Below are 23,931 nucleotides of genomic sequence, written 5' to 3'. Positions count from 1 at the left end.
GCCACGGCCCGCTGCGGCCGGTCCGCCTCCGCCGGGCGCCACGGCTCGTCCCGCTGCCGCGCCTCCGCCTCGCGCCGGCGCGCCTCCGCGGCCGCCGCGCGCCGCTGCTCGTCCCGCAGGCGCTCCCGCTCCGCATCCGCTGCGGCGACCGGGACGAGCATCATGAGCGGCTGGCCCCCTAGCTTGCGGCGCCGATCCGCGAGCAGCCGCTGGCGCAGGCTGCTCCGCGACGCCCATATACCGCGGCCCTCCGCCGCATGGTCTTCGCCCGGGCTCGTCTTGGCCCGGCCTTCGTCCTTCAGGCCGCTTCGATTGTTCCCGTCCTCCGCCGTCATGCCGCTTCGATTGTTCCCCTCCTCCGCCGTCATACCGTCTCTATTCAAGAATGCTTGACGCATCCATGTCGTCATCTTCTTCATCGCCATTTCAGCTCACCGTCCTTGGACGCTCGACCTTGGTCATGCCAGGCCAGCGGAATGTCGCCCACTCGGGCTGATGCTTGTCCACTCTCGCGACGACGACCGTCATGTCGTCGACAATGTCTCCCTTATGGTACCGAACGACCGTATCGAGAAGCGCGTCGGCGATCTCCTGCGGGTGCTCCGTCTTAATCTCCTGGATCACCCGCTTCATCCACATTTCCTTGTTCACGGCGTGCCCCGGGGCGTCGTAGATGCCATCGGTCATCATGATGAGCGTATCGCCCGGCTGCAGCTGCACGCGAATCAAATCTATATCAATGTCCTGCAAAATCCCTACCGGCAAATTGTTGGCCGAGATCGGTATCACTTCGTTCCCCCGCTTGATGAAGCTAGGCGTTGATCCGATTTTCATGAACGTCGTCTTGGCCGAATACATGTCGATTAACGCCACGTCGACCGTCGCAAACACCTCGTCCGAGGACCGAAGCAGCAAGACCGAATTCACGGACTTGATCGCCAGCTTCTCGTCCATGCCGGACTGCAGCAGCTGCTGCAAAATCGTGAGCGCCGTGCTGCTCTCCTGCTTCGCGCGCTCCCCGTTGCCCATGCCGTCGCTAATCGCCACGGCGAACTTGCCATTGCCCAGCTCGACCGTGCTGAAGCTGTCGCCCGACAGCAAATCCCCGCCTTTCGCGAGACCGGCCACGCCGGTATCCACCTCGAACGCCTTCGCCGTGCCGAACGTCACGAGCGCGGCGCCGCCTTCCTTGTCCGGCGGCTGCTCCGACATGACCGCGATCGGCTCGCCGATGATGTCGGACAGCAGCGGCGCGATGATTTTGCGGCATTCGTCGTAGCCTTGTCCGAACGTGTGGTAGACTTCGACCTCGACGTTCCCCTCCTCCAGGTTGATGACTTCGATGCCCTGTATCGATAAACCGAGCCCTTCCAGCGCTTCTCGGATCTGTTCCTCCTGCAAATGGAGCTGCTGCCCCTCCCGTTGAATTTCCCTCGCCAGGTCTTCCATGACCTGCGAGACGCCGGACAGCTGCTCCGCCACGAGCTGGCGCGATTCGCTCAGCTGCTTCCGCCACTTGAGATCATGCTGATACAGTTCGTACTGCTGCTGCATCACCGACAGCACCTGCTGCGGCTTGACGCAGTGCACGCTCCACTCCTTCGGCACCTCCTTCGGCCCGAGCCGTCGTCCTTCCTCTACCGACGTCATCATGTTCGTCATCATCCGGTACGTGTCATAAAATTTTCCCTCCCAACACAGATCTTTGCGGTGGCACGAGCTGCAGGTCCGCTCCGCGGCCGCGTTCATGAAGTGGCCGACGGTATCTTCCCGCTTGTTGTCCGGCTCGTCCGCCGCGCCGCCGAACTGCCCGAAGCTGCGTGACAGCTGGCGGAACACCTCGGAGAATTGCGCAACCCGCTGTGCCGTCACGTCCCGCACGCGCTTCGCGTACTCGTGCTGGGATTTGACGTGTTCGTGCGTGCCTGGCACGTATTTGGAAATAATGCGAGTAATCGATTTGGGCGTGGCCATCAGCAGGGCGGCCGCAATAACGGACTCCCACGTGGACGCCATGACGTCCGACTGGTTGCCGATGTAGATGGCGAGAATGGACGAGCCTAGGAGCATCCCGAAGGCGACGGCCATCTTGCCCCCTTCCCGGAGCAGTCCGGCCAGCAAGCCGGCGAAGGCGAGCAGGCTCATCTGCACGATCGCGTTGGCGTCGGCGAGACTCAGAATGAGGCCGGCTACGACGCCGACGGACGCGCCGAGCGGGGCGCCGCCGACCAAGGCGAAGAGCAGGAGCATGTAGCGCGACATGATATGTTCCAGGGATAAGCCTTCCACGGTCCAGCCGACGGTTCCCGTCATGATGGAGGCCAGCATGATCATGAGGCAGATGATTTCTTCGTTCCTGAGCGCCGACGTCTTCTTCGTGAACGTCAGCACCGGGATGGCTTGGACAAACACCAGCGTCAGGACGAAGCCGAGTGAAGCTTCCACGCCGACCATCATCAGCTCGTACCAGCCGAGCGTGCTCTCGATGACGACCCCGAACAGCCGCACGAGCAAGGTCGCGACGAACACGAGCAGCGGCGCGTAAGAGAGCTCCGCCCGCTCGTACGCTTCCAGCCCCCGGAGCAGCAGGTACATGACCGCCAGCTCCATCGCGATCCACATCGGATCCGGGGCGACGGCGAACCAGCTGCCGGCGATGATCGCCGCGGCGACCGGCAGGGACAGATCCCTGCGCAGGAAGTAGATGACCGTGAAGTACGCGACCGCGAACGGGGTGAGCGATTCGAGGATGACGGCTCGTCCGAGCAGGAAGCCGACGGCCATAAGAATGAACATCCACTTGCGCGATGCGAGCATTCCGGCGAGCCGGAGGACGCCGGTGCGGGCCAGCCCTCTCTGAAGCGCCGAGTGGACGAAGCTGGTTTTGCGCACGCCGGGGAACATGACGACCTTGGGTTTGACTGCCATGGAGAAAGCACCACCCTTTTCCAAAATAGTGTATCGCCATTATAGAATCGGTCCCTCGCGAAAGTTTGTCAGATAGCGTTGTCAACGCCGAAGTTTTTTCCGACAAGTCCGCCTCCCGTGGGCGGCAGGCTTGTCGCCGCGGCGCGATCCTGCGCCTCACCTGGGATTCCGCCGTGGGCGGGATGCTTCGAGGACGCCTCGGGACGGCTCCGCGCGGGCGCAGCCTTTACGATTTCAACAAATTGCGTGGCGGGTTTTCGCGCCGCGCGCGTCGGTTCGCCGTCCGAACCTGTCGGGATACCGTGAGAAGGCGGGAAAACTTTTTTGCGTGGGCGGGTATATTTAAGCAGCGGACTGCATAAGCCGTCCCTCGAAGGGGGAGCGAACGCAAAAAAGGCAGTGCCGGGAGTGGCACTGCCTTTAAAACGCTATGGGGTTAAACGCGCTTGGCGCCGCGGCCGCCGCGTTTGGATTCCGTGTTCTTCTTCAGGGAGGACATGCGTTCTTCGCTGTCTTTCAGGAAGCGCGACATTTTATCCTCGAAAGAAGGCTTGCCGTAGGAGGGCTTGCCGCCGCCGGCTTTGTTGAATGGGCGTCCGCCGCCTCCGCCGCCTGGGCGATTGAAGCCTCCGCCTCCGCCGCCGCCTGGACGATTGAAGCCGCCTGGGCGATCTCCGGTGCGCTCACGCTGAGGAGGTACGGAACCTTCTGGCCGGTCGATTGCTTGTTTGATGGAAAGTCCGATTTTCCCGTCTTTGTCAACGTTAATGACCTTCACCGTCACGATGTCTTCCAGCTTCAAATGGTCCTTAACGTCCTTGACGTAGTTATCGGCAATCTCAGAGATGTGAACTAGCCCTGTGACACCTCCCGACAAATCGACGAATGCCCCGAAATGCGTAATGCCTGTCACCTTGCCTTCTAACTTGGCGCCCACTTCAATTGCCATAGGTAAAAATGTTCCTCCCTAACCGTTATGCGAAGCATTCGCTTCGAGGTCCGCAGCCGTGAACCGCGGGTAAAAATGAGGTAAGCCGAAAAATGCGGTTACTTAAGCTGATTATACCCGAACGGTTGATGCAAGGCAACAGACGGAAGCCCGTTTAGCCGCCCGGTTACGGCTTCGGAAGGACGTCGATCTGTTTCTCGCCCTGCTTGACCATGCCGAATTCCTGCGTCGCTTTCAGCCCGATGTATTCCGGATCGTTCAGCCGCTTCAGCTCGAGCTTCAGGTCCTCGGTCTGCTTGGTCGCCTCGTCGAGCTTCTGCTTCGCGGCGGCCAGCTTGTCTTCGGCTTGCCCCTGACGGCTCATCTGCGCAATGCCTGTATAAATCGCCCAGCCCATGAAAAGCACGACGAAAAATAGCCATAACTTCAATCTGCGTTTCGTTCCGGCTTGATTCGGAGCCGGATTGGAGCTTGCCGTTGCCATTCATGGACCTCCCGGCGTTGTGGATTAGTCGTCGTTCTTCTTCGCATCCTTGCGGTTCTTCCAGCGCTGCCAGAGCCCTTGCACGGCGCTCTTGGCCTGCCGGAACCTCTCCGGGATCCGCCACTTCGCGATAAGGGGATTTACCCGGTTGCCCCACCAGCGAAACGCCGGCTTCCACGCCGGCTTGGTCATCCAGGAGAGCAGAAGCCAGAACGGACGAACCAATTGTACCACAATTCTGAAGAGGAACATAGTAAGCGCCAGGAAAAACGCCAACAGCAGCTTGGCCAGCCGGAACAGCAGCACGAGCGGCTTCACGATCAGCAGCCGGAAACATTTGACCGCGAAGCGCGTCAGGGCGCGGACGGTCTCGATCAGCAGCCGTACCAGCCGAACGGTGATTTTGCTGAACAGCCAGTAGTAGCAGCCGATGCCGAGCAGCAGCCCCAGAAACACATAGAACCGGACTTCCCCGTGATTGCTCGACGACAGCACCTGAAATACCGTGAGCGTGGCGGCGATCCAATAGAGCAGGTCGAAGACCGGCACCCAGATGCGGCTGATCCGCAGCTCGTCCGACACGACGCGGTAACCATCGAAAACGATGCCCATCCCGATCCCAGAGAGCAGCATCGTCATCATGGTCCACCATTGCACGTCAAGGCTGACGGTCACTTGAAGATCTTCCCGAACAGGCCTTTGGATTTCGCGGCCGTATTGCCGTCCAAGTACGTAAGCGAGTGGACAAGCCCTTCGATGGCGACGAGCCCCTGCTCCAGGCTCAAATGCTTCATATGCAGATTCTGGCCGCGAATCGCCAGGAAGCCGAGCTCGGTCTCCAACAGAAACTCCTCCACATCGAAGCTTTCCACGTTCATGACGCCGGTAATCTCAAGGATCTTGCGGTTAAGCATTTTGATTTCCTGGCGCTTCTGCGTCTTGCCGCCCTGCTCTATCATTGCCCCGTCCCCTCCTACGAGCGTACTGGTAACTGAGACTAGCCTATGAGAGAGGGAACGGTTTTAGAACCGGGCCGCCGGGGGCGGTTGTGGCACGCGAAGGGGCGAACGATGATGAACCTGATCGTGCCTTCAGGCAGCCGCAAAACGCAAAAAAGACGGCCGCGCCGGCAACATCCGGGGCGGCCGTCTTCCGTTATGGCTGCCAGTCGAGCTTCCCCTCGGGCTGGCGCGATTCTTCCTTCAACAAAGTATACATGCCGCTCGCCTCGTCCTTCTTGGTCGTCTCCGCGATCCGCTCGACGCGGACGGTCACGATCTTCTGGCCGTATTGAATCTTGAGCTCGTCGCCGGCTTTGACGTCGCTGCTCGCCTTGGCTTCGCGGCCGTTGATCCAGACGCGACCTTGGTCGGAGACGTCCTTCGCGACGGTTCGCCGCTTGATCAGACGGGATACTTTGAGGAATTTGTCCAGACGCATGCTTACTTGATGGCGTCTTTCAGTTTGTTGCCGGCTTTGAACGCTGGGACTTTGGATTCCGCGATCGTGATCGGGCTGCCCGTTTGCGGGTTGCGGCCCGTGCGGCCGGAGCGCTTGCGCGTCTCGAACGTGCCGAAGCCGATCAGCTGCACTTTGTCTCCGCCTGCCAGCGCGTCCGTGACTTCACCGAGGAAGCTATTCAATACCGCTTCGACGTCGCGCTTCGTCAAGCCGCTCTTCGCTGCAATGTTGTTGATCAAATCCGTTTTGTTCATCTTAAAATCCTCCTAATAATTCAAATATGGTTGTAGGCGGATTAGCCGCCGATAGCCTCATTTCCTCAAAACGTACTATTCTGCCCGTTAGCAAAAAAATCCTGCCTGACCCTAAAAATATTTTGTGTTTTATGAGGAAATTAGCCGAAATTTGACGAATCGCTCTTGGACGTTTCCGAACGTTACGGAAGCTTTTTGGCTTCCTCCCAATAGCGGTCCATCTCTAGTAAATCAGTTTGGTCAAAGGATCGCCCGCTTATACGAAGCTGCTCCTCAATATATGAAAATCGTTTCTTGAATTTGCGGTTGGTCCGCGAGAGCGCCTCTTCCGGGTCGGCGCCGATGAACCGCGCGGCGTTGACCGTCGCGAACAGCAGGTCCCCGAGCTCGCCGGCCTGCTCCTCCTGGTCCTGGGACGCGATCGCCTCCCGCAGCTCGTCGAGCTCCTCCTGGACCTTGTCGAGCACCGGGCCGATCTCGTCCCAATCGAAGCCGACCTTGGACGCTTTCTTCTGCAGCTGATAGGCTTTCATCAGCGCGGGCAGCTCCGGCGGAATGCCGTCCAGCTGCGAGGCGGCGGCGGGATCGATGCCTTTGCGCCGCTTCTCCTCGGCCTTCATCTGCTCCCAATTCTGCAGCGCCTCCCTCGCGTCGCCCGCGGCGGAATCGCCGAATACGTGCGGATGGCGGAACAACAGCTTCTCGTTCAGCGACTGGATGACGTCGTAGACCGTGAACGTCCCCGTCTCTTCCTCCATCTGGCTGTGCAGCATGACCTGGAGAATGACGTCGCCGAATTCCTCGCGCATGCCATCGGGATCGTCGTTGTCGATCGCCTCGATCGCCTCGTAAGTCTCTTCGATGAAGTTTTTGCGGATGGACTGGTGCGTCTGCTCCTTGTCCCACGGGCAGCCTTCGGGACTGCGCAGAATGCCGACGATCTCGTGCAGCCGCTCAAAGGTGCGGTTGCGCAGCCGGTCGTCCTCGGACCGCGGCAGCCAGATCAGCGACAGATTGCCGAAGCCCGGCGTCCGGTCCAGCTCGTACAGCGGCACGGTCACGATCCGCTCCTCGCCGGCGACGCCCAGCGCATGGCCGATCGTCACGGGATAGTCGTCCGGCAGCGTCTCCATCAGGGTCAGCTTCACGTCGGACGCCGTAAATTCGTCATATACCTGGCCGATGACGGTGTGCAGCTCCGGACGGATCAGGGACGGCTTCAGCCCGCCGGCGTCGAGCAGCTGGAAGCCTTCGATCGGATCGAAGCCGAGCCGCGTGAACGCCTGGTCAAGGAAGCTCTCGCCGCCGAGCACGGTCAGCCCGACGCCCGCCTCCGGGCAGCGCTCGTGCAGCAGCTGTACCGTGCGTTCGGCGACCATGGGGTGGCCGGGCACCGCGTAGAGCAGCGATCCCCGCTCCAGGGATTGCCGGATAAGCTCGCTTGCGATCGCATCGTAGACGTCCGGGAACGAGTCCAGCCGTTCGTACAGCGAATCGAAGGATTCGTACGCCAGCCCGTGCTCGCGGAACAGCGCCATCATCGGGTGCTGCTCCGTCCGGACGTAGCGGCTGGGCGCCTCCTGAAGCCGGCGCCAGACGCCGAGCGTCAATTGGTCGGCGTCGCCGGAGCCGAGTCCGACGACGGTAATGATCGGTTGCATCGTTTCGATTTCCTCCTGGTCGGCACAAAATGTTCGTGCGTGATCGCGCTATGGCTAAGTGTATCATTTCGGCGGGAACGATCCAAATTCCCGGCGGATCGCAGGCCCTGGCGGCGTTGGGTGCATGCGCGTGGAGTGCGCGTGGAGTTTGCGTGCGGGGAGCGCGAAAAGACCGCCCGGAAAGAGGCGGTCTGTGAGGGGCGGCAAGCCGGGCCGTCCGGGCGCGAGACGCGGCCGGGCTTGAGGCGCGGCCCGCAGCGGCGCTCGGGCGATGGCCCGGCGGGAGGCCCGGCCGGAGCGGCGCTTGGCGCGAGACGCCAAAGCTTTTCGCGGCTACAGGGGCTAAGGCTTCGCCAGAAACTCCGTCATGAACGCCTTGGTCACGTCCTGCTTCGCCTTCAGGCCGCCGATCGTCATCAGCTGATCCTGCAGCTCGTTCCACCGGTCGGCGGTCATCGTGCCGATGCCGTTCGCTTTCGCCTCGTCCGTCAGGATGAATTCCTTCTCGTGCTCGGCCTCGTAGTCCATCGCGTCCAGCGTCGCCTCCTGGTTGTACGTCTTGATGAACGGGTTGACGGTCTTGTAGTTGTCGAGGTAGTAGCTCCAGCCCTTCTGGCTCGCCTCGACGACAGCTTTCACGACGTCCGGATGCTGCGCGAGGTAATCCTCGGTCGTGAACAGCACGTCGGCGTAGTTGGCATACCCGGAGTCGGCGATCTTGAGCAGCGACACGTCGACGCCCTGCTTGCCGAGCGCGTACGGCTCGTTCGTGATGTAGCCTTGGTTGAGCGACTTCTTATCCTTGATGAAATTAACGAGCTGGCCCGTGTACGCCATCGGCTTCGCGTTCGTCAGGCTGAATTTGTGCTTGATGTATTCCCAATAGAGCGTGCCGGGCGTGACGTAAACCGTCCGGTCGCCGATGTCGGCGAAGCTCTCGATCTTGTCGTCGGCATGGTGGATCAGCACCTGCGGGGAATATTGGAATCCGGCCAGGACGCCTACGACCGGAATGCCCTGCTCCCGCGCGAGCAGAATGTCGTCGGCGTAGGAAATGCCGAAGTCCGCCTTGCCCGAGGCGACCAGCGTCATCGCGGAAATTTGCGGTCCGCCGGGCGTGATCGTCATGTTGATGCCGGCATCTTTATAATAATTTTGCTGCAGCGCGGCAAAATAACCGCCGTCCTCGCCCTTCGCGTACCATCCCTCGATCAGGGTGACGTCCGCCGGCTTGCCGGACGCGGCAGGCGCGTTTGCCGCCTCCGTCTGCGCCGAACCCGCGTTCGCGGCCGTTGCCGCATCCGCCGCGGCGCTGCTTTGCGCATCGCCTTGTGCTTCGCCCGCGGCCGCGTTTCCGCCGGTGGTTCCGTTTCCGTTCGACCCGCAGCCCGCGATCAGCACCGCGCTCAGTACCATTGCCATCCAAACGCCTTTCGCCCGTCTTGCCATGGTTTCCCCTCCCAAGCCGGCTCAGGCCGGCGATATGCGATGCATTTCTGTATGTATCGTCGATTCGCTTCGATCGTACCGCCGGGCAGGAGATTATGTAAAGTTCCTTCACACAGAATTGGCGAAATGACGAATGGAAACGGCATCTTTTGGGCGAAATGCCAAGGTCGGACGAGAAAAAGCCGAACGTTCGGGTTCGGCGAATTGACGAGGAAGTAACATCTACGGGAAGTGTGATGCGAAAGGAAACAAAGCAGGAATGTGCCGGACCTGCGCAGGCTAGGCTTGGGGAAACGGTACGATGCGGGAAGCGTGATGCGGCAAGCGTGATGCGGACAAGCGTGACGGGCCAGCGTGATGCGGGAAGCGTGATGCGGACAAGCGTGATGCGGCAAGCGCGTTGCGGGCCAGCGTGATGCGGAACAAGCACGTTACGGGTAAGCGCGAACGAAAAAAGCCCGTTCGCCGATTGCTGATCGGGAACGGGCCGGAACGGCGGTGCGCACGGCATGAGGGCGGCGGCCCGGCGCCTAGCCTTCGTCGCGCAGCAGACGCAGGCGGATCAGCCGGGCGGCGATCGCCTCGCCGCCCGGCAGCGCGCGCAGCTCGCGCGCGGTCACGCCGCCGAAGCGCAGCGCGACGGCGAAGAAGAGCGCGCCGCCGAGGGCGGTGCAGCCGAGCGCGAGCGCGGCCGCCGCCGCCCTCGGCGGCAGCACGAGGCCGAGCAGCGGGGCGCCGCCGCGCTCGGCCAGGACAAGCGCCGCGGCCATGACCGCGAGCGCGAGGACCACGCCCGCGGCACGGCGCGCGGGCACGGCCGCGCCAGTGGCGCGGCGGACGGCGGCCGAGCCCAACAAGGCCGCCGCGGTGAGCGCCGCGATGCCGGAGCAGGCGGCGCCAGCTGTGCCGTAGGCCGGCACCAGGGCGGCGTTGAACGCCGCCTTGAGCGCGGCCGCGGTCAGCATGAGCAGCGCGGGCGTCCGCGCCGTGCCCAGCCCTTGCAGCACGGCGGCAGCCAGCGCGCTCACGGTGCCGGCGAGCGCCGTGCACCCGACCAGCGCGAACGTGCGCGAGCCGGCCGCGTCCGCGTACAGCATGACGTTCATGGGCTCGGCCAGCAGCGCGAGCCCCACGGCCGCGGCGGCGCCGACGCTCCAGGCGGCGCGCAGCACGAGCGCCGCCTGCCGCCGGATCCCGTCCGCGTCGCCGCTCGCGCGGGCGCCCGCCAGCGCGGGCACGAACGCCCCGCCCATCGCGCCGGCGACCATCACGACCAGCTGCACGAGCGGCTGGCCGCGGCTGTACAGTCCGAACAGCGACATCGCCTCGGGCTGGGCGAGGCCGTCCCCCTGCAGCAGCCGGGGCACGGTGAACGCATCCACGACGTTCAGCACCGGCAGCGCGAGCGCGCCCAGCGTCACGGGCACCGCCAGCAGCGCGAGCCGCTTCATCAGCGCGGGCAGGCTCGTCCCGGCGGCGGCCGCATCGCCGCCTGCCCGGGCGTCAGCCGCAGCAGCGGTCTCCGGGCGGGCCCGCTCCTCCAGGCCGGACCGCGAGGCCGCCTCATCCGGGCGCTGTTCGGCGGATGGCCGCGCGCCTGCTGCCCGAACATGCGCGCCCGGCCCGCCGGCCAGGCCGTCGCGGCTCCGCCCATGGCCGCGCGCCCGCTTCGGCGCCCGCGCATCCTCGCGGTCCGCCGCGCGTTCCTTCGCCGCGCCGTCCCCGTTACCGCCCGCCGCCGCGCGCCGCTTCTCCCACGCCCAGTACGCGGCGATCGCCGCGAGGCCGGCCGTGCCGCCGATCGCGGAGCCCGCCGTCGCGCCGGCCGCGAGCCGGGCGTCGGGCCAGCCGAGCTGCCAGCCGGCGAGCAAGAGCGCCAGCATGCCGGCGACGCGCACCGCCTGCTCGGCCAGCTGCGACGCCGCCGACGGCAGCATGTGGCCGCGGCCTTGATAGTAGCCGCGGAATGCCGCCATGACCGGCGCGACCCAGAACGCGAGCGACGAGGCACGGACCGCCTGCGCCGCGGCATCGTCGCCGAGCCAGTCCGCGATCTGGCGCGCGCCCGTCCACAGCAGCAGGAAGCCAGCGACGCCGCATGCCGCCAGCAGCCGGACGCTCGCCGCCAGCACGCGTTCCGAGCCGTGCTTGTCCCCGGCCGCTTCGCGCTCGGCGACGAGCAGCGAGATCGCGACGGGAAACCCCGCCGTCACCAGGACGAGCAGCAGCTGGTACAAAGGATAGACCGCGTTATAGATGCCGAAGACGCGGTCGCCCGCGATATTTTGCATCGGAATCTTCTGCAGCGTGCCGAGCGCCTTGCTGACCAGCATCGCGCCGCCCATCAAGGCGGCGCCCTTCATGAATCGCGGCCCCGTCCCGCCGCTGCCGCCGCGCCGGTCCGCGCCGTCTCCCCGCGAAGGCGGCCGGCCTTCCCCATGCCGGCCATCCTGTCCGCCCGGGACGCGCGCGTGCCGTCCCGCGCTCCCGGCGCCTTCCGCCAAACTCCCCGCTTGCTTTTGCTTCACGCTTCCGCACCTGCCTGTCTCTTCTCCTGCCCCCCATTATACCCTAACAGCCGGAAGAGCGCGCAAAAAAAGCCCTCCCGAAGGCGAACCTTCAAGAGAGCTTGTCGCGGTCATTGTTCCATCTGTTTGGCGAGGAACCCGGCTGCGGTTTCCGCCATTTTCGTTTCCATCTGCGACATCTTCGTCGCCTCGTCCTTGCTTAGCAGCACGACCGTACCGATCGGATCGCCGCCCGCGACGATCGGCGCCGCCACGAACGAGCTGAACGTTTCGCCGACGTCCTTCACGACCTCGAACGACCCGCCGGCGGATTCCACCACCGTCTTGCGGCTTTCCATGCAGCCCTCCAGCATCGAGCCGATCGGCTTCTCCAGGTACTCCTTCTTCGGCGCGCCCGCCACGGCGATGATGTTGTCGCGGTCCGTGATCAGCGTGATATGATTCGTGCTTTCGGAGAGGGATTCCGCGTACTCCTTGGCAAAATCGCCGAGCTCGCCGATCGGGGAGTACTTCTTCAAAATAACCTCGCCGTCGCGGTCGACGAAAATTTCCAGCGGGTCGCCCTCGCGTATACGCAGCGTACGGCGGATTTCCTTAGGGATGACGACCCGGCCGAGATCGTCGATGCGACGGACAATTCCAGTTGCTTTCATGTTCTAGTTGCCCCACTTTCCTTGGAAGGTTTTGAATTCGACTGGACTGGTGATGCCGGCAGAGCTTTATTATTCAAGAGGAGAGAATCCTTGAAAGAGGTGTTTAGCGAACTGACCATAGTATTCATCCCCTCCCATTTTCTTATGCATTGGTCAACACGCTCCGTTGCGGTCTCCGCGGGGCCTCGGCAGCGCCCGGGGAACGGCCCGCGGAACGCAAAAAAAACCGCCGCTCACAGCCGAGCGGCGGGATGACGGAAAAACATCAGCGTCACGATGAAACCGAAGACGGTCAATATTCGCCCTCGCGGGCCGGCCTTGCCAATACGTTCCATGGTCGATCGCTCCCCGTTTGGTCATGGCGACCCGATGCTTCACGCATCTGTCAATATTTGGGTTAGGTTCGATTACACAAACCCGGTTCGCCCGCGCATCATACCGTCAAGTAGTGCCGGATCACTTCGTCGTTCACGTCCGCCAGTCCGCCCTCCCAGGCCACCGTGCCTTTCTCGAGGATGTAGAAGTAATCGCCGACGCTCTTCACGAACTCGAGGCTTTGCTCCGCAAGCAAGATCGCGGTCTTCCCGTCCGCCTTAATGGACCGGATGACGTCGCGGATATCCTCGACGATGGACGGCTGAATGCCTTCGCACGGCTCGTCGAGCAGCAGCAGGTCCGGCTCCGACGCCAGCGCCCGGGCAAACGCGAGCTGCTGCTGCTGCCCGCCGCTCAGGTCGCCGCCCCGGCGATCGTACATGGCTGGCAGCGCCGGAAATTTCGCGATCGCCGACGCCGGGATCGCCCGTCCCTTCGCTTCCGACGCTTCCATGCCGAGCAGCACGTTCTCGAACACGGTCAGCTGCGGAAACACCTCGCGGCCCTGCGGCACGTAGCCGATCCCCTGCTTCGCCCGCTGCCCCGGCGGCCGCTTGGTGAGATCGGTCCCCTTATAGGAGACCGACCCTTTGCGCGCCTTCAGGACGCCCATGATGCTCTTCATCAGCGTCGTCTTGCCGACGCCGTTGCGCCCGAGCAGGCAGACCACCTGCCCCGGCCTCACCTGCAGCGTTACCCCGCGCAGGATCACGCTTTCCCCGTACCCCGCTTCAAGCTGTTGAACGGCCAGCATCGGCATCCCGCCTTTTCCCCAGATACACTTCCGCTACCCGGTCGTCGCGCTGCACCTCGTCCATCGCGCCTTCCGTCAGCAGCCTGCCTTCATGCATCACGGTCACCTTGCTCGCGAAATTGCGCACGAACTCTATGTCATGCTCGACCACGATGACGGAGCGCGTCTTGCGGATCTCCCGCAGCAGCTCGCCGGTCTTCGCCGTCTCGTCGTCGGTCATGCCCGCCACGGGCTCGTCGAGCAGCAGAATCTCCGGCTCCTGCAGCAGCATCATGCCGATCTCGAGCCACTGCTTCTCGCCGTGCGACAGCCCGCCGGCGCGCAGCCGCGCCTTGTCCGCGAGGCCAACCATCTCCAGCTGCGCCGCGATGCGGCCGCGCTCCGCCGGACGCAGCTTCGCGCGCATGGCGGCGAAGACGCCGCGGTCCTGCTTCATCGCGAGCTCCACGTTCTCGTAGACCGTCAGCGACGCGAAGATCGACGGCGTCTGGAATTTGCGTCCGATGCCGAGCTCCGCGATCCGGTGCTCCTTCTTGCGCGTGATGTCGATCTCGGCCGCGGCGCCGAAGAGCACCCGGCCGGAGGCCGGCTTCGTCTTGCCGCAGATGACGTCGAGCATCGTCGTCTTCCCGGCGCCGTTCGGCCCGATCAGGAATCGCAGCTCCCCGCGCGCGAGCGCCAGGTTCATTCCCCGCACCGCCTTGAACCCGTCGAAATCGACGGTCACGTCCTCACACCGCAGGATAACGGACTCCGTCGGCTCCTTCATCGGCAGCCCTCCTCCTTCCGAAGCCTTTCGCCAGCAGGCCGAACGCCCCCGCCGCGCCTTTCGGCAAGAACACGACGACCGCGACGAACAGCGCGCCCATGAGCATGATCCACATGTCCGGGTACGATTCGCTGAACGCGCTCTTGGCGTAATTGAGCAGCACCGCGCCGAGCACGGCCCCGATCAGCGTGCCGCGGCCCCCGATCGCGACCCACAGCACCATCTCGATCGACGGCACGATGCCCATCATCGACGGCGAGATGATGCCGACGTGCAGCACGAACAACATGCCCGCGAGCCCGGCCAGCCCGGCCGAGAAGGCAAACGCGACCGTCTGGTAGACCGCCGGGTCGTAACCGAGGAACCGGACGCGGTTCTCGCCGTCCCGGATCGCCCGCAGCACTTTGCCGAACCGGCTCTTGACGAGGAACCGGCACAGCAGGAACGCACCGATCAAGACCGCCACGGTCGCGAAGTACAGCCACCGCTTCGTCTCCGGCGCTCCGAGCGAATGGCCGAGCAGCTTGCCGTAGCCGGTCAGGCCGTTGGTGCCGCCCGTGTACGCCTGCTGGCCGACGAACAGCGTCGTCGCGATGATGACGAGCGCTTGGGTCAGGATCGTGAAGTAGACCCCGCGGATCCGGTTGCGGAACGTGAAGAAGCCGAGGAACAGCGCGAGCAGCACCGGCAGCAGGATGCCCGCCGCGAGCGCGAAGCCGAGCGATTCGAACGGCTTCCAGAACCACGGCAGCTTCGTCAGCCCGCTCCAGTCCATGAAGTCCGGCAGCCGGCCGCCGCTCGCCTCCAGCTTCAGGTACATCGCCATCGCGTAGCCGCCGAGCCCGAAGAACACCCCGTGACCCAGGCTGAGGATGCCGGTATAGCCCCAGATCAGGTCGAGCCCCAGCGCCACGATGGCGTAGGCCAGAAACTTCGCGAGCAGGTTGAGGCGAAAATCGCTCAGCGCGAGCGGCGCGCAGAACAGCGCCGCCGCTGCCGCCGCGTACGCCGCCAGCAGCCACAGCCGCCGTGCCGGCAGGTTGCGTATTAGCATGACGTTCTCCACCTTTCACGGGCGCCTCCGCCCGGGCCGTATCAGTTGTCGAGCGAGCGCGAACGCAGCGCGACGAAGCCGCTCGGCCGCCACTGCAGAAACGCGACGATGCACAGAAACACGAGCATCTTGCCGAGCGAAGCCGTCGTCCAATATTCGAACAGCGTATTGGACAAGCCGATGCCGAGCGCTCCGAGCACGGTGCCGACCAGCTTGCCGACGCCGCCGAGCACGACGACCATGAACGCGTCGACGATGTAATACGTGCCGATCGACGGCCCGATCGGCCCGATCAGCGTCAGCGCGCAGCCCGCGATGCCTGCGATGCCGGAGCCGATCGCGAACGTGGCGGCGTCGACCCGGCGCGTCGAGATGCCGAGGCAGGCGGCCATTTCGCGGTTCTGCATGACGGCCCGCATGCGGCGGCCGGCATGGCTCCGGTAGATGTACAGGTACATCGCGAGCAGGCAGGCGATGACGAGCCCGATGATGAACAGCCGCTTGTACGGCAGCACGATGTCGGCCCCGAGACGAAGCCCGCCGTCCAGCCAGGCCGGGCTCTTCACGCCGACGTTGGGCGCGCCGAAGACGCTGCGCGCGAGCTGCTGAAGCATCAGGCCGACGCCCCAGGTGGCCAGCAGACTGTCGAGCGGCCGCCCGTACAGGAAGCGGATGAGCCCCGCTTCGAGCGCCAGGCCGAAGACGAACGCCGTCAGGAAGCTGACCGGAATAGCCAGCGCGAAATACCAGCCGAACAGCGATGCAGGCAAATAGTCGGCGAACAGGTTCTGCACGACGTAGGCCGTGTACGCGCCGATCATGATCAGCTCGCCATGCGCCATGTTAATGACCTTCATCAGCCCGAAGGTGACGGATAGCCCGAGCGCGATGAGCAGCAGGATCGAGCTGACGCTGACGCCGTTGAACAGCTGAAGAATCGTGACGTCCATGCTTTCCCTCCCCATGGAGAACGGATTGGATGACGAGCGGACCGCCGGCCGCGCGAGCCGGCTTGCCGCGTCCGTACGAACCGGCGGCAGGGGAAGCCGGTGGCGCCCCCGCCCCCTGGCCCCGTCAACCGCCCGCGCTCAAGCTCTTCGCCCAGTCGTAGCCTTTCAGGTACGGATCCGGTTTGACCGGCGATCCCGAGTTCCACACTTCCTTGAACTGGCCGTCCGGCTGCACCTCGCCGATCCGCACCGTCTTATACAGATGCTGCGTCTCGCCGTCGATCTTGACCTTGCCCTCCGGCGCGTCCCACTCCAGTTCCTTGGCCGCCTCCTTCACCTTGCCGACGTCCGTAGAGCCGGCCTTCTCGACCGCAGCCGCCCACAGGTACACCGCGTCGTAGCCCGCTTCGATCGGATCCGCCGTGACGCGGTCCCCGCCGTACTTCTTCTTGTAGTTCGCGACGAACGTCTTGTTCGCCGGCGTATCCGTCGTCTCATAGTAGTTCCAGGCCGCGAAGGTCCCGGCCAGCACATCGGCGCCGATGCCGCGGATCTCTTCCTCCGCCACGGAGACCGACAGCGTCGTCAGGTCGGACGAGGAGATCCCCGCGTCCTTCAGCTGCTTGAAGAACGCCACGTTGCTGTCGCCGTTCAGCGTATTGAACACGACGTCCGGCTTCGCTTCCTTGATCTTGGCGATGACCGTCGCGTAATCGGTATGGCCAAGCGGCGTGTACTCTTCGCCGGCCAGCTCCCCGCCCTCGACCTTCAGCTGCTCCTTGATGATCTTGTTCGCCGTGCGCGGGAAGACGTAGTCGGATCCGAGCAGGAAAAATGTCTTGCCTTTGTTCTCGAGCAGCCACGACACCGCCGGCACGATCTGCTGGTTCGTCGTAGCCCCGGTGTACATGATGTTCGGCGACTGCTCGAGCCCCTCGTACTGGACCGGGTACCAGAGCAGGCCGTTCAGTTCTTCGAAGACCGGCAGCATCGCCTTTCGGCTCGAAGAGGTCCATCCGCCGAAGACGGTCGCTACTTTATCCTCGGAGAGGAGTTTTCGCGCTTTCTCCGCAAACGTCGGCCAGTCGGAAGCGCCGTCCTCGACGACCGGCACGAGCGTTTTCCCCATGACGCCGCCATTTGCGTTGATTTCGTCGATCGCCATCATTTCGGAGTCTTTGACCGACACTTCGCTGATCGCCATCGTCCCGCTGAGAGAATGAAGAATGCCGACCCTGATTTCGCCGCCGTCGTTCGTCTTGGTGCCGTCCGTATTTGCCGTCGTCGCCGCCGCGTTCTCGTTCTTCCCGCAGCCTGCCAGCGCGAGCGTCAGCGCCAGCAATGCAAATCCACCGCTTCTCCAAAACTTCCCCCTCATTCGCCCACTCCCCATCCGTTCCTCGTCTCTAATCCGAACGATCGACTGGGTATCGTTCCCATCGTTCGTGGGATCATTATAAAAGTGCGTTCGCTTGTATGTCAATAAAGTTTACATAAATGGTATAAATTTCACTTTTTTCGTAAGGTACCCGACTTCAATCGCGCAGTTTCGACTCGCTGCGTTAGGTCTGTGTTGCTTGTTCAGCTTCCCGGTTTCGAATATCCCCCTTATACCTGACATCAGTTGTTTTCGACGATGACGCGAACAAAAAAACCGTCCTCCGTAGGAGAACGGTTTAACGGTTGTTCATCATGCGTTTCAGACAGTGCGGGAATCCGGCGTCCATTCGTCGTTTTCCGCAAGCGGGTTAGCCGTCCTTATCATCGCCCGGCGCTAGACGAACGCGATGCATACCGGCTTGATCGTTGCGAACGATTCGCCGGTCGGCTGCAGCCGCCCGGTCCCCGCGTCGATGCGGAACACCGCGATGTTGTCGCTGTCCTGGTTCGCCACGAGCATCAGCCGTCCGCCCGGCGCGATCGCGAAGTTGCGCGGCGTCCGGCCGCCGCACGGCACGATCTCGATCGGCTCGAGCCGTCCGTCGCCGCCGACGCGGAAGGCCGCGATGCTGTCATGCCCGCGGTTCGAGGCGTACAGATAGCGCCCGTCCTCCGTCACGTGGATGTCGGCGCAGGTGCTGGCGCCTGCAAATTCCGGCGGCAAGGTCGATACGGTCTGCATCGGCGTGAGCACGGAATCTTCGCCGGAGTAACGGTACGCGCACACCGTGTTGTCCAGCTCGTTGACGACGTAGAACACGTCCCCCGCGGGATGGAACGCCATATGGCGCGGTCCGGCGCCGGGCGCCGTCTTCGTCGCGCCGTGGCGGATGAGCTTGCCCGCTCCGTAATCGACCCGGTAATGGACGATTTCGTCCGTGCCCAGGTCGGCGATGAGCGCGTAGCGGTTGGCGGGATCGAAGACCGCGGAATGCGGATGCGGCCCTTCCTGGCGGTCGTCCCGCGGCCCGCGCCCTTCGTGGGCGACGTTGTCCGTCAGCGTCAGCGCGCCGTCCGCCCCGATGGCATAGACGCTTACGGTGCCGCCGGTATAATTGGTCGCGATGAGCAGCCGCTCCTCGGCGTCCAGCGCGAGATGGCACGGCGAGCCGCCGAGCGTCGACGCGTCATTGATCGGCGTCAGCGCGCCGCTGCCGGCTTCAATGGCATAGGCGTAGACGGTGCCCGGCTCCGCCCCCGTCTCGCTGACGGCGTACAGCCGCATTCCCGCTGCGTTGCTCCGCACGAACGACGGATGATGAATGCCCGCCCGGCCGGACCGCCGCTCCAGGCGGCCTTCCTCCCCGCGCAGCTGCCAAGCCGCCAAGCCCTCCTGCTCCCGCTTCGCGTACGATCCCGTATACAAGCGCAATTCCTGTCCCATGATTCCGCGCCTCCTTCGTATTCGCTTATTGGATGAACCTAACAGGCCCGGCCCTCATCCGGGCCGGGCCTGTCGCTTAAGAAAAGCCGCGCTTATTCCCCGATTGCCGCCGCTTGCTTACTTGCCGCCGGTCTTAGCATTGTTCGTGGTCGCATCGTCTTTCTTATCCGTATTCGTGCTGCCGTTCTTGCCCGAGTCCGTGTTCGTCCCCGTACCCGAGTTGGTGCCTGCATTCGTGCCGGAGTCAGCCGGCGTCTCTGCTTTCGGCAGGTCGATGTTCGTGATGAGCTTCGGCAGCTCCGTCGTCATGAACGCGTTCAGCTTGGCGGACGCCGCCTCCTGCTTGATCGATGCCTTATCCGCGTCGGAGAGCTTGTCGAACGTTGTCTCCGTGCGCTTCTCGACCTTCATGACGTGGTAGCCGAACTGCGATTTGACCGGATCGCCGACTTTGCCGATCGGCTGCTTGTTCGCCGCGTCCTTGAACTCCTGCACCCAGCCCTTGGCTTGCTGGTCCGCGTACAGGCCGCCGTTGTCCTTGGAGCCGGTATCGTCGGAGTACTTCTTCGCGAGCGCCGTCCAGTCGCCGCCGGCATCCAGCTGCTTCTTGACGTCCTTGGCGATTTTGAGCGCTTCTTCGTCCGTGCGCTTCTCGGCGCCCGTGCTCGGGTCCGCGGTCGCGATCAGGATATGGCGCACGCTGATGACGTTGTAGTCCGCCTTCGTCGCGTCGAACTGCTTCTTCACTTCCGCGTCCGTCGTTTTGCTTTCCTCGTCCTTCATGATGCTAGTGATCATCGTATAGTAATACCGGATATCCGCTTCCTTCAGGCCGGCATCGTCCACTTTCTTCTTAAGGTCCTCGTTGGAGTCGATCTGCTGCTTCACCTGCGTGTAGAAGGTGTCGAGGTTCTTCTGGTCCTCGTCGCTCAGCTTCTTGTCCGCCAGAGGCTTGTACAAAATTTTATAGCCGATGTACTCGCGCAGGAACTGCTCTTGGAGCTGCGGGATGCTCAGGTACATTTCCGTCTGCGGCTGCACGATGCCGAAGAACGTGGAGTATTTCTTGAATTCGCCTTCCGTAACGGTACCGTCCTTGTACGTGGCGATCGTTTTGCCGCCGCCGGCACCCGGCGTGGACGCCTCCTCCTTCTTCGAGCCGCAGCCCGCTGCAAGCACGACGACCAATACGGCGACAAGCGCAAGCAGGATCGTTCGTCTTGCCTGGTTAATGCGTAACATCCTGTAGTTCCCCTTTCGATTGAATGGTGTCTTTGTACTGGGTGAGAAACCGTTCCAGCAGCTCCAGCTTCTGCTCGACGGACAATCCTTTGCCGCGCAGCAGCACGAGCGGGTTCGGTTCCTGGCCGTTCGAACGGGCGAACCGGTTCTCGAGCTGCAGGCAGAGCCGATCCACCTTCTTCGCGTCGAACCGCTTCTTCTCGGTCTCCGCGAATTTCAGCGTGATGTCGTCGGCCTTGCCGCTGACCTGCTCGATGCCGCACAGCGCGCCGAACACCTTGAGCCGCGCCACGGCAAGCAGATTATCCACCGACTGCGGCAAGTCGCCGAACCGGTCGATCAGCTCGTCGCGCAGGTCCTCGCATTCCTCGAGGGTGCGGACGGCCGCCACTTTCTTGTAAATCTCTATCTTCTGTATGCTATCGTAAATATAGGAAGACGGCAAGTAGGCATCGATGCTCATGTCGATCGACGTGCTGACTTCCTTGACGGCCTCCTCGACCTCGCCGCCCATTTCCTTCTTGCGCTTGGCGATCTCGTCGGCCAGCATTTGCGAGTACAAGTCGAAACCGACCGACGCGATAAACCCGTGCTGCTCCGCGCCGAGCAGGTTGCCGGCGCCGCGGATGGACAAGTCCCGCATGGCGATCTTGAACCCGGAGCCGAGCTCCGTGAATTCCTTGATCGACTGCAGCCGCTTCTCGGCGACCTCCGTCAGCACCTTATCCCGCTGGTACGTGAAGTACGCGTAGGCGATCCGGTTGGAACGTCCGACGCGGCCCCGCAGCTGGTACAGCTGGGACAGGCCCATCTTGTCCGCGTCGTGGACGATCAGCGTGTTGACGTTCGGAATGTCGACGCCCGTCTCGATGATGCTCGTGCTGACGAGCACGTCGGATTCGCCGTCGAGGAAGTCGAGAATCGTCTTCTCCAGCTCCTGCTCGGACATCTGGCCGTGACCGACGGCCACCTTGGCGTCCGGCACGAGGGCATTGATCTGCTCCGCCATCTGATAGATCCCCTGAACGCGGTTGTACAGGTAATACACCTGGCCACCGCGCGCGAGCTCCCGCTCGATGGACTCGCGAACGAGCGACGGGCTGTACTCCACGACGTACGTCTGCACCGGGAAACGGTTCTCCGGCGGCGTCTCGATGACGGACAGGTCGCGCACGCCGAGCATCGACATGTGCAGAGTCCGCGGAATCGGCGTCGCCGTCAGCGTGAGCACGTCTACGTTGGTCTTCAGCCGCTTCAGCTTCTCCTTATGCGACACGCCGAAGCGCTGCTCCTCGTCCACGATGAGCAGTCCGAGATCTTTGAAAATGATGTCCTGCGACAGCAGGCGGTGCGTGCCGATAACGACGTCCACCGAGCCCGCCTTCAGTCCCTTCATCGTCGCCGTCTGCTCCTTCTTCGAACGGAAGCGGCTCAGCACCTGCACGTTGAACGGGAAGCCCGCGAAGCGTTCGCGGAACGTCTCGTAATGCTGCTGCGCCAAAATCGTCGTCGGCACCAGCACGGCCACCTGCTTGCCTTCGATTGCGGCTTTGAATGCGGCGCGTACCGCGACCTCGGTCTTGCCGTAGCCGACGTCGCCGCAGAGCAGCCGGTCCATCGGGCGCGGCGTCTGCATGTCCTTCTTGATCTCGGAGATGGCGCGCAGCTGGTCGACGGTCTCGTCGTACGGGAACATCGCTTCGAATTCCTGCTGGTACGAGGTATCCTCGCCGAAGGCGAACCCGGACGTCGCCTGCCGCTCGGCGTACAGCTTGATCAGCTCGTCGGCGATGTCCTTGACCGACGACTGCGCCTTGCTCTTGACGCGCGTCCATTCGCTGCCGCCGAGCTTATAGACCTTCGGCTCCTTCTCTTCGTTGCCGACGTACTTCTGAATCAGGTCGATCTGTTCGATCGGCACGGACAGCTTGTCGCCGCCGGCGTACATGATATGCATGTAGTCCTTGTGGATCCCGGCGATCTCCAGCGTGCCGATACCCATATATTTGCCGATGCCGTGATTCTGATGCACGACGTAGTCGCCGACCTTGAGCTCGGTGTAGCTCTTGATCCGCTCGGCATTGTCCATCTTCTTATCGAGGCGGCGGGCCTTGCGCTGCTTCTGCGAGAACATCTCGCCCTCGGTAATGACGATCAGGTGCACCGAAGGCAGCTCGAAGCCGCTCTGCAGGTTGCCTTCGAGGAGCAGCGGCGGCTCGATGCCGTAATCGTGCAGCACCCGGCGCATGCGGTCCATCCGCTCCGCGCTGCCCGCCAGCATCATGACGGTCGCCCCGGCTTTACGCCAGCGGTCCATCTCCGCCTTCAGCACGTTCATCTGGCCGTGGAAGTTCTGCATCGCGCGGCTGACGACGTTCAGGATGTTTTGCGGCTGCGTGTGCGGAATCTGCCGGAGGAACAGCGACAGGAACAGCGTCGGGAAGGGACGGTGGAACAGCACGTCGTCCGACGGCCGCGCGAGGGCGAGCGCCGGCAGCGCCTTGCCGTTCGTCATGAGATGCGTCGACCATTCGGCCTCGTCGCGCTCCAGCTGCCGACCCGTCTCGATGAGGCGGGTCGGCTCGTCGTAGATCAGCAGCGTATCGGCGGGCACGTAATCGAACAAGGTCTGCCGTTCGGGATAGAGCAAAGAGATATATTTATAGATTTCGGGAAAATACTTGTGCTCCCGCAGCATCTCGATCTCGGCGCCGATCTCCGTGCGCAGGCGGTCCTTCGCCGTGCGGTCGGTCATCTTCTGCAGCTGCTGCTCCAGCAGCTCCGACGCGTGCTGGGCCGCGTTCTCGAAGCGGCGCTTATCCGCCGTCAGCTCCTGGCAGGGCGGCACGCTGTAGGCGTTCAGCTTGTCGATCGAGCGCTGGTCGGAGGAATCGAACGTGCGGATGGAATCGATCTCGTCGTCGAACCATTCCACCCGGAACGGATGCGGCGACGTCAGCGGGAAGAAGTCGACGATGCCCCCGCGGACGCTCATCTCGCCTTTGCCTTCTACTTTATCGACGCGCTCGTAGCCGAGCTCTACCATTTGCCGTAAAAACGCTTCCAATGCGAGCGTCTCGCCGACCTTGAGCGGAATGCGCGCGTTCGCCATGACGCTGTTCAGCGGCAGGAACCTGCGGACACCGGAAAACGGCACGACAACGATCCCGCGAAACCCCTGCGACAGCCGGATGAGAACGTCCATCCGCTGGGCCAGCGTTTCCGGGCTCGAGATCGCCGATTCCGCCGCGACCAGCTCGTTGGCGGGATACAGCAGCACTTCGTCGGGCGACAGGCATTCCACCAAGTCCTCGGCGATCTTCTGCGCCGCGAACATGTTATGCGTCACGACGAGCATCGGCCGTTCGAATTCCCGCTTCAGGGCCGCGATCATCACTTGCCGCGACGAGCCGGCCAGCCCCGACACGAGCTGCTCGCGCATGCCTTTCTTGATCCCGGATACGATGGAGCCAAAATCCGTATCCGCGGCGTATGCTTCCAATAATGCTTTCAACTTAGAAGGCACCTCGTTTCTTTCCAAACCGAACCGCCCGTTCGCCGTAAAGCGGCAAACGGGAACGTATCCAATGGTTTTC

General features: G+C 63.2%; 20 protein-coding genes. All 20 read right to left on the bottom strand.

What is annotated here, in order from left to right:
* A partial coding sequence (locus tag ACFPB1_RS21790) for a hypothetical protein (RefSeq protein WP_379228216.1) occupies positions 1–425 on the bottom strand: 425 nt, incomplete at its 3' end.
* Between the two features lies 1 nt (position 426).
* On the bottom strand, positions 427–2,928 hold the full coding sequence (spoIIE, locus tag ACFPB1_RS21785; RefSeq protein ID WP_379228215.1) for a stage II sporulation protein E: 2,502 nt from the start codon (positions 2,926–2,928) through the stop codon (positions 427–429).
* Between the two features lie 436 nt (positions 2,929–3,364).
* The gene (locus tag ACFPB1_RS21780; RefSeq protein ID WP_379228214.1) at positions 3,365–3,877 is read right to left on the bottom strand and encodes a S1 domain-containing RNA-binding protein; all 513 of its coding nucleotides are present in this window, start codon (positions 3,875–3,877) and stop codon (positions 3,365–3,367) included.
* A gap of 166 nt (positions 3,878–4,043) precedes the next feature.
* On the bottom strand, positions 4,044–4,361 hold the full coding sequence (locus tag ACFPB1_RS21775; protein WP_379228212.1) for an FtsB family cell division protein: 318 nt from the start codon (positions 4,359–4,361) through the stop codon (positions 4,044–4,046).
* A gap of 24 nt (positions 4,362–4,385) precedes the next feature.
* The gene (gene yabQ / locus ACFPB1_RS21770) at positions 4,386–5,036 is read right to left on the bottom strand and encodes a spore cortex biosynthesis protein YabQ (RefSeq protein ID WP_379228211.1); all 651 of its coding nucleotides are present in this window, start codon (positions 5,034–5,036) and stop codon (positions 4,386–4,388) included.
* Positions 5,033–5,320 carry a sporulation protein YabP gene (gene yabP, locus ACFPB1_RS21765; protein WP_090648855.1) on the bottom strand — a complete coding sequence of 96 codons (288 nt, stop codon included), beginning with the start codon at positions 5,318–5,320 and terminating at the stop codon, positions 5,033–5,035. Before yabP ends, yabQ begins: the two co-directional genes overlap by 4 nt.
* Positions 5,321–5,516: 196 nt before the next feature.
* Complete coding sequence (locus tag ACFPB1_RS21760; RefSeq protein WP_379228210.1) at positions 5,517–5,801, bottom strand: RNA-binding S4 domain-containing protein; 285 nt, start codon at positions 5,799–5,801, stop codon at positions 5,517–5,519.
* Between the two features lie 2 nt (positions 5,802–5,803).
* Positions 5,804–6,076 carry an HU family DNA-binding protein gene (locus tag ACFPB1_RS21755; RefSeq protein ID WP_379228209.1) on the bottom strand — a complete coding sequence of 91 codons (273 nt, stop codon included), beginning with the start codon at positions 6,074–6,076 and terminating at the stop codon, positions 5,804–5,806.
* Positions 6,077–6,258: 182 nt separating this feature from the next.
* Positions 6,259–7,737, bottom strand: a complete 1,479-nt coding sequence (gene mazG, locus ACFPB1_RS21750; protein WP_379228208.1) for a nucleoside triphosphate pyrophosphohydrolase — start codon at positions 7,735–7,737, stop codon at positions 6,259–6,261.
* Between the two features lie 342 nt (positions 7,738–8,079).
* Complete coding sequence (locus ACFPB1_RS21745; protein ID WP_379228207.1) at positions 8,080–9,186, bottom strand: ABC transporter substrate-binding protein; 1,107 nt, start codon at positions 9,184–9,186, stop codon at positions 8,080–8,082.
* A 530-nt stretch (positions 9,187–9,716) separates the two neighbouring features.
* Entirely contained in the window at positions 9,717–11,714 is a 1,998-nt protein-coding gene (locus tag ACFPB1_RS21740; protein ID WP_379228206.1) for a putative polysaccharide biosynthesis protein, read from the bottom strand.
* Positions 11,715–11,824: 110 nt separating this feature from the next.
* Entirely contained in the window at positions 11,825–12,367 is a 543-nt protein-coding gene (gene spoVT, locus ACFPB1_RS21735) for a stage V sporulation protein T (RefSeq protein WP_379228205.1), read from the bottom strand.
* A 433-nt stretch (positions 12,368–12,800) separates the two neighbouring features.
* Entirely contained in the window at positions 12,801–13,496 is a 696-nt protein-coding gene (gene urtE / locus ACFPB1_RS21730) for an urea ABC transporter ATP-binding subunit UrtE (protein WP_379228204.1), read from the bottom strand.
* Complete coding sequence (gene urtD, locus ACFPB1_RS21725; protein WP_379228203.1) at positions 13,474–14,265, bottom strand: urea ABC transporter ATP-binding protein UrtD; 792 nt, start codon at positions 14,263–14,265, stop codon at positions 13,474–13,476. The genes urtE and urtD overlap by 23 nt, the downstream gene beginning before the upstream one ends.
* Positions 14,228–15,319: an urea ABC transporter permease subunit UrtC gene (gene urtC / locus ACFPB1_RS21720; RefSeq protein WP_379228202.1), complete on the bottom strand. Its 1,092-nt coding sequence runs from the start codon at positions 15,317–15,319 to the stop codon at positions 14,228–14,230. The genes urtD and urtC overlap by 38 nt, the downstream gene beginning before the upstream one ends.
* Positions 15,320–15,360: 41 nt before the next feature.
* Positions 15,361–16,269, bottom strand: a complete 909-nt coding sequence (gene urtB / locus ACFPB1_RS21715; protein WP_379228201.1) for an urea ABC transporter permease subunit UrtB — start codon at positions 16,267–16,269, stop codon at positions 15,361–15,363.
* A gap of 124 nt (positions 16,270–16,393) precedes the next feature.
* Positions 16,394–17,647, bottom strand: coding sequence for an urea ABC transporter substrate-binding protein (gene urtA, locus ACFPB1_RS21710; protein ID WP_379228200.1), 1,254 nt, complete (start codon positions 17,645–17,647; stop codon positions 16,394–16,396).
* A 396-nt stretch (positions 17,648–18,043) separates the two neighbouring features.
* Entirely contained in the window at positions 18,044–19,093 is a 1,050-nt protein-coding gene (locus ACFPB1_RS21705; protein ID WP_379228199.1) for a lactonase family protein, read from the bottom strand.
* 117 nt (positions 19,094–19,210) lie between these two features.
* Entirely contained in the window at positions 19,211–20,335 is a 1,125-nt protein-coding gene (locus tag ACFPB1_RS21700; RefSeq protein WP_379228198.1) for a peptidylprolyl isomerase, read from the bottom strand.
* A complete protein-coding gene (gene mfd, locus ACFPB1_RS21695) occupies positions 20,322–23,849 on the bottom strand; it encodes a transcription-repair coupling factor (RefSeq protein WP_379228197.1) in 3,528 nt (1,175 codons plus the stop codon). The genes ACFPB1_RS21700 and mfd overlap by 14 nt, the downstream gene beginning before the upstream one ends.
* Between the last annotated feature and the right edge of the window lie 82 nt (positions 23,850–23,931).

The organism is Paenibacillus sp. GCM10023250 (assembly GCF_042653205.1).
Classification (GTDB): Bacteria; Bacillota; Bacilli; order Paenibacillales; family Paenibacillaceae; genus Paenibacillus_Z.
This window is presented reverse-complemented; position numbering and strand designations above follow the sequence as displayed.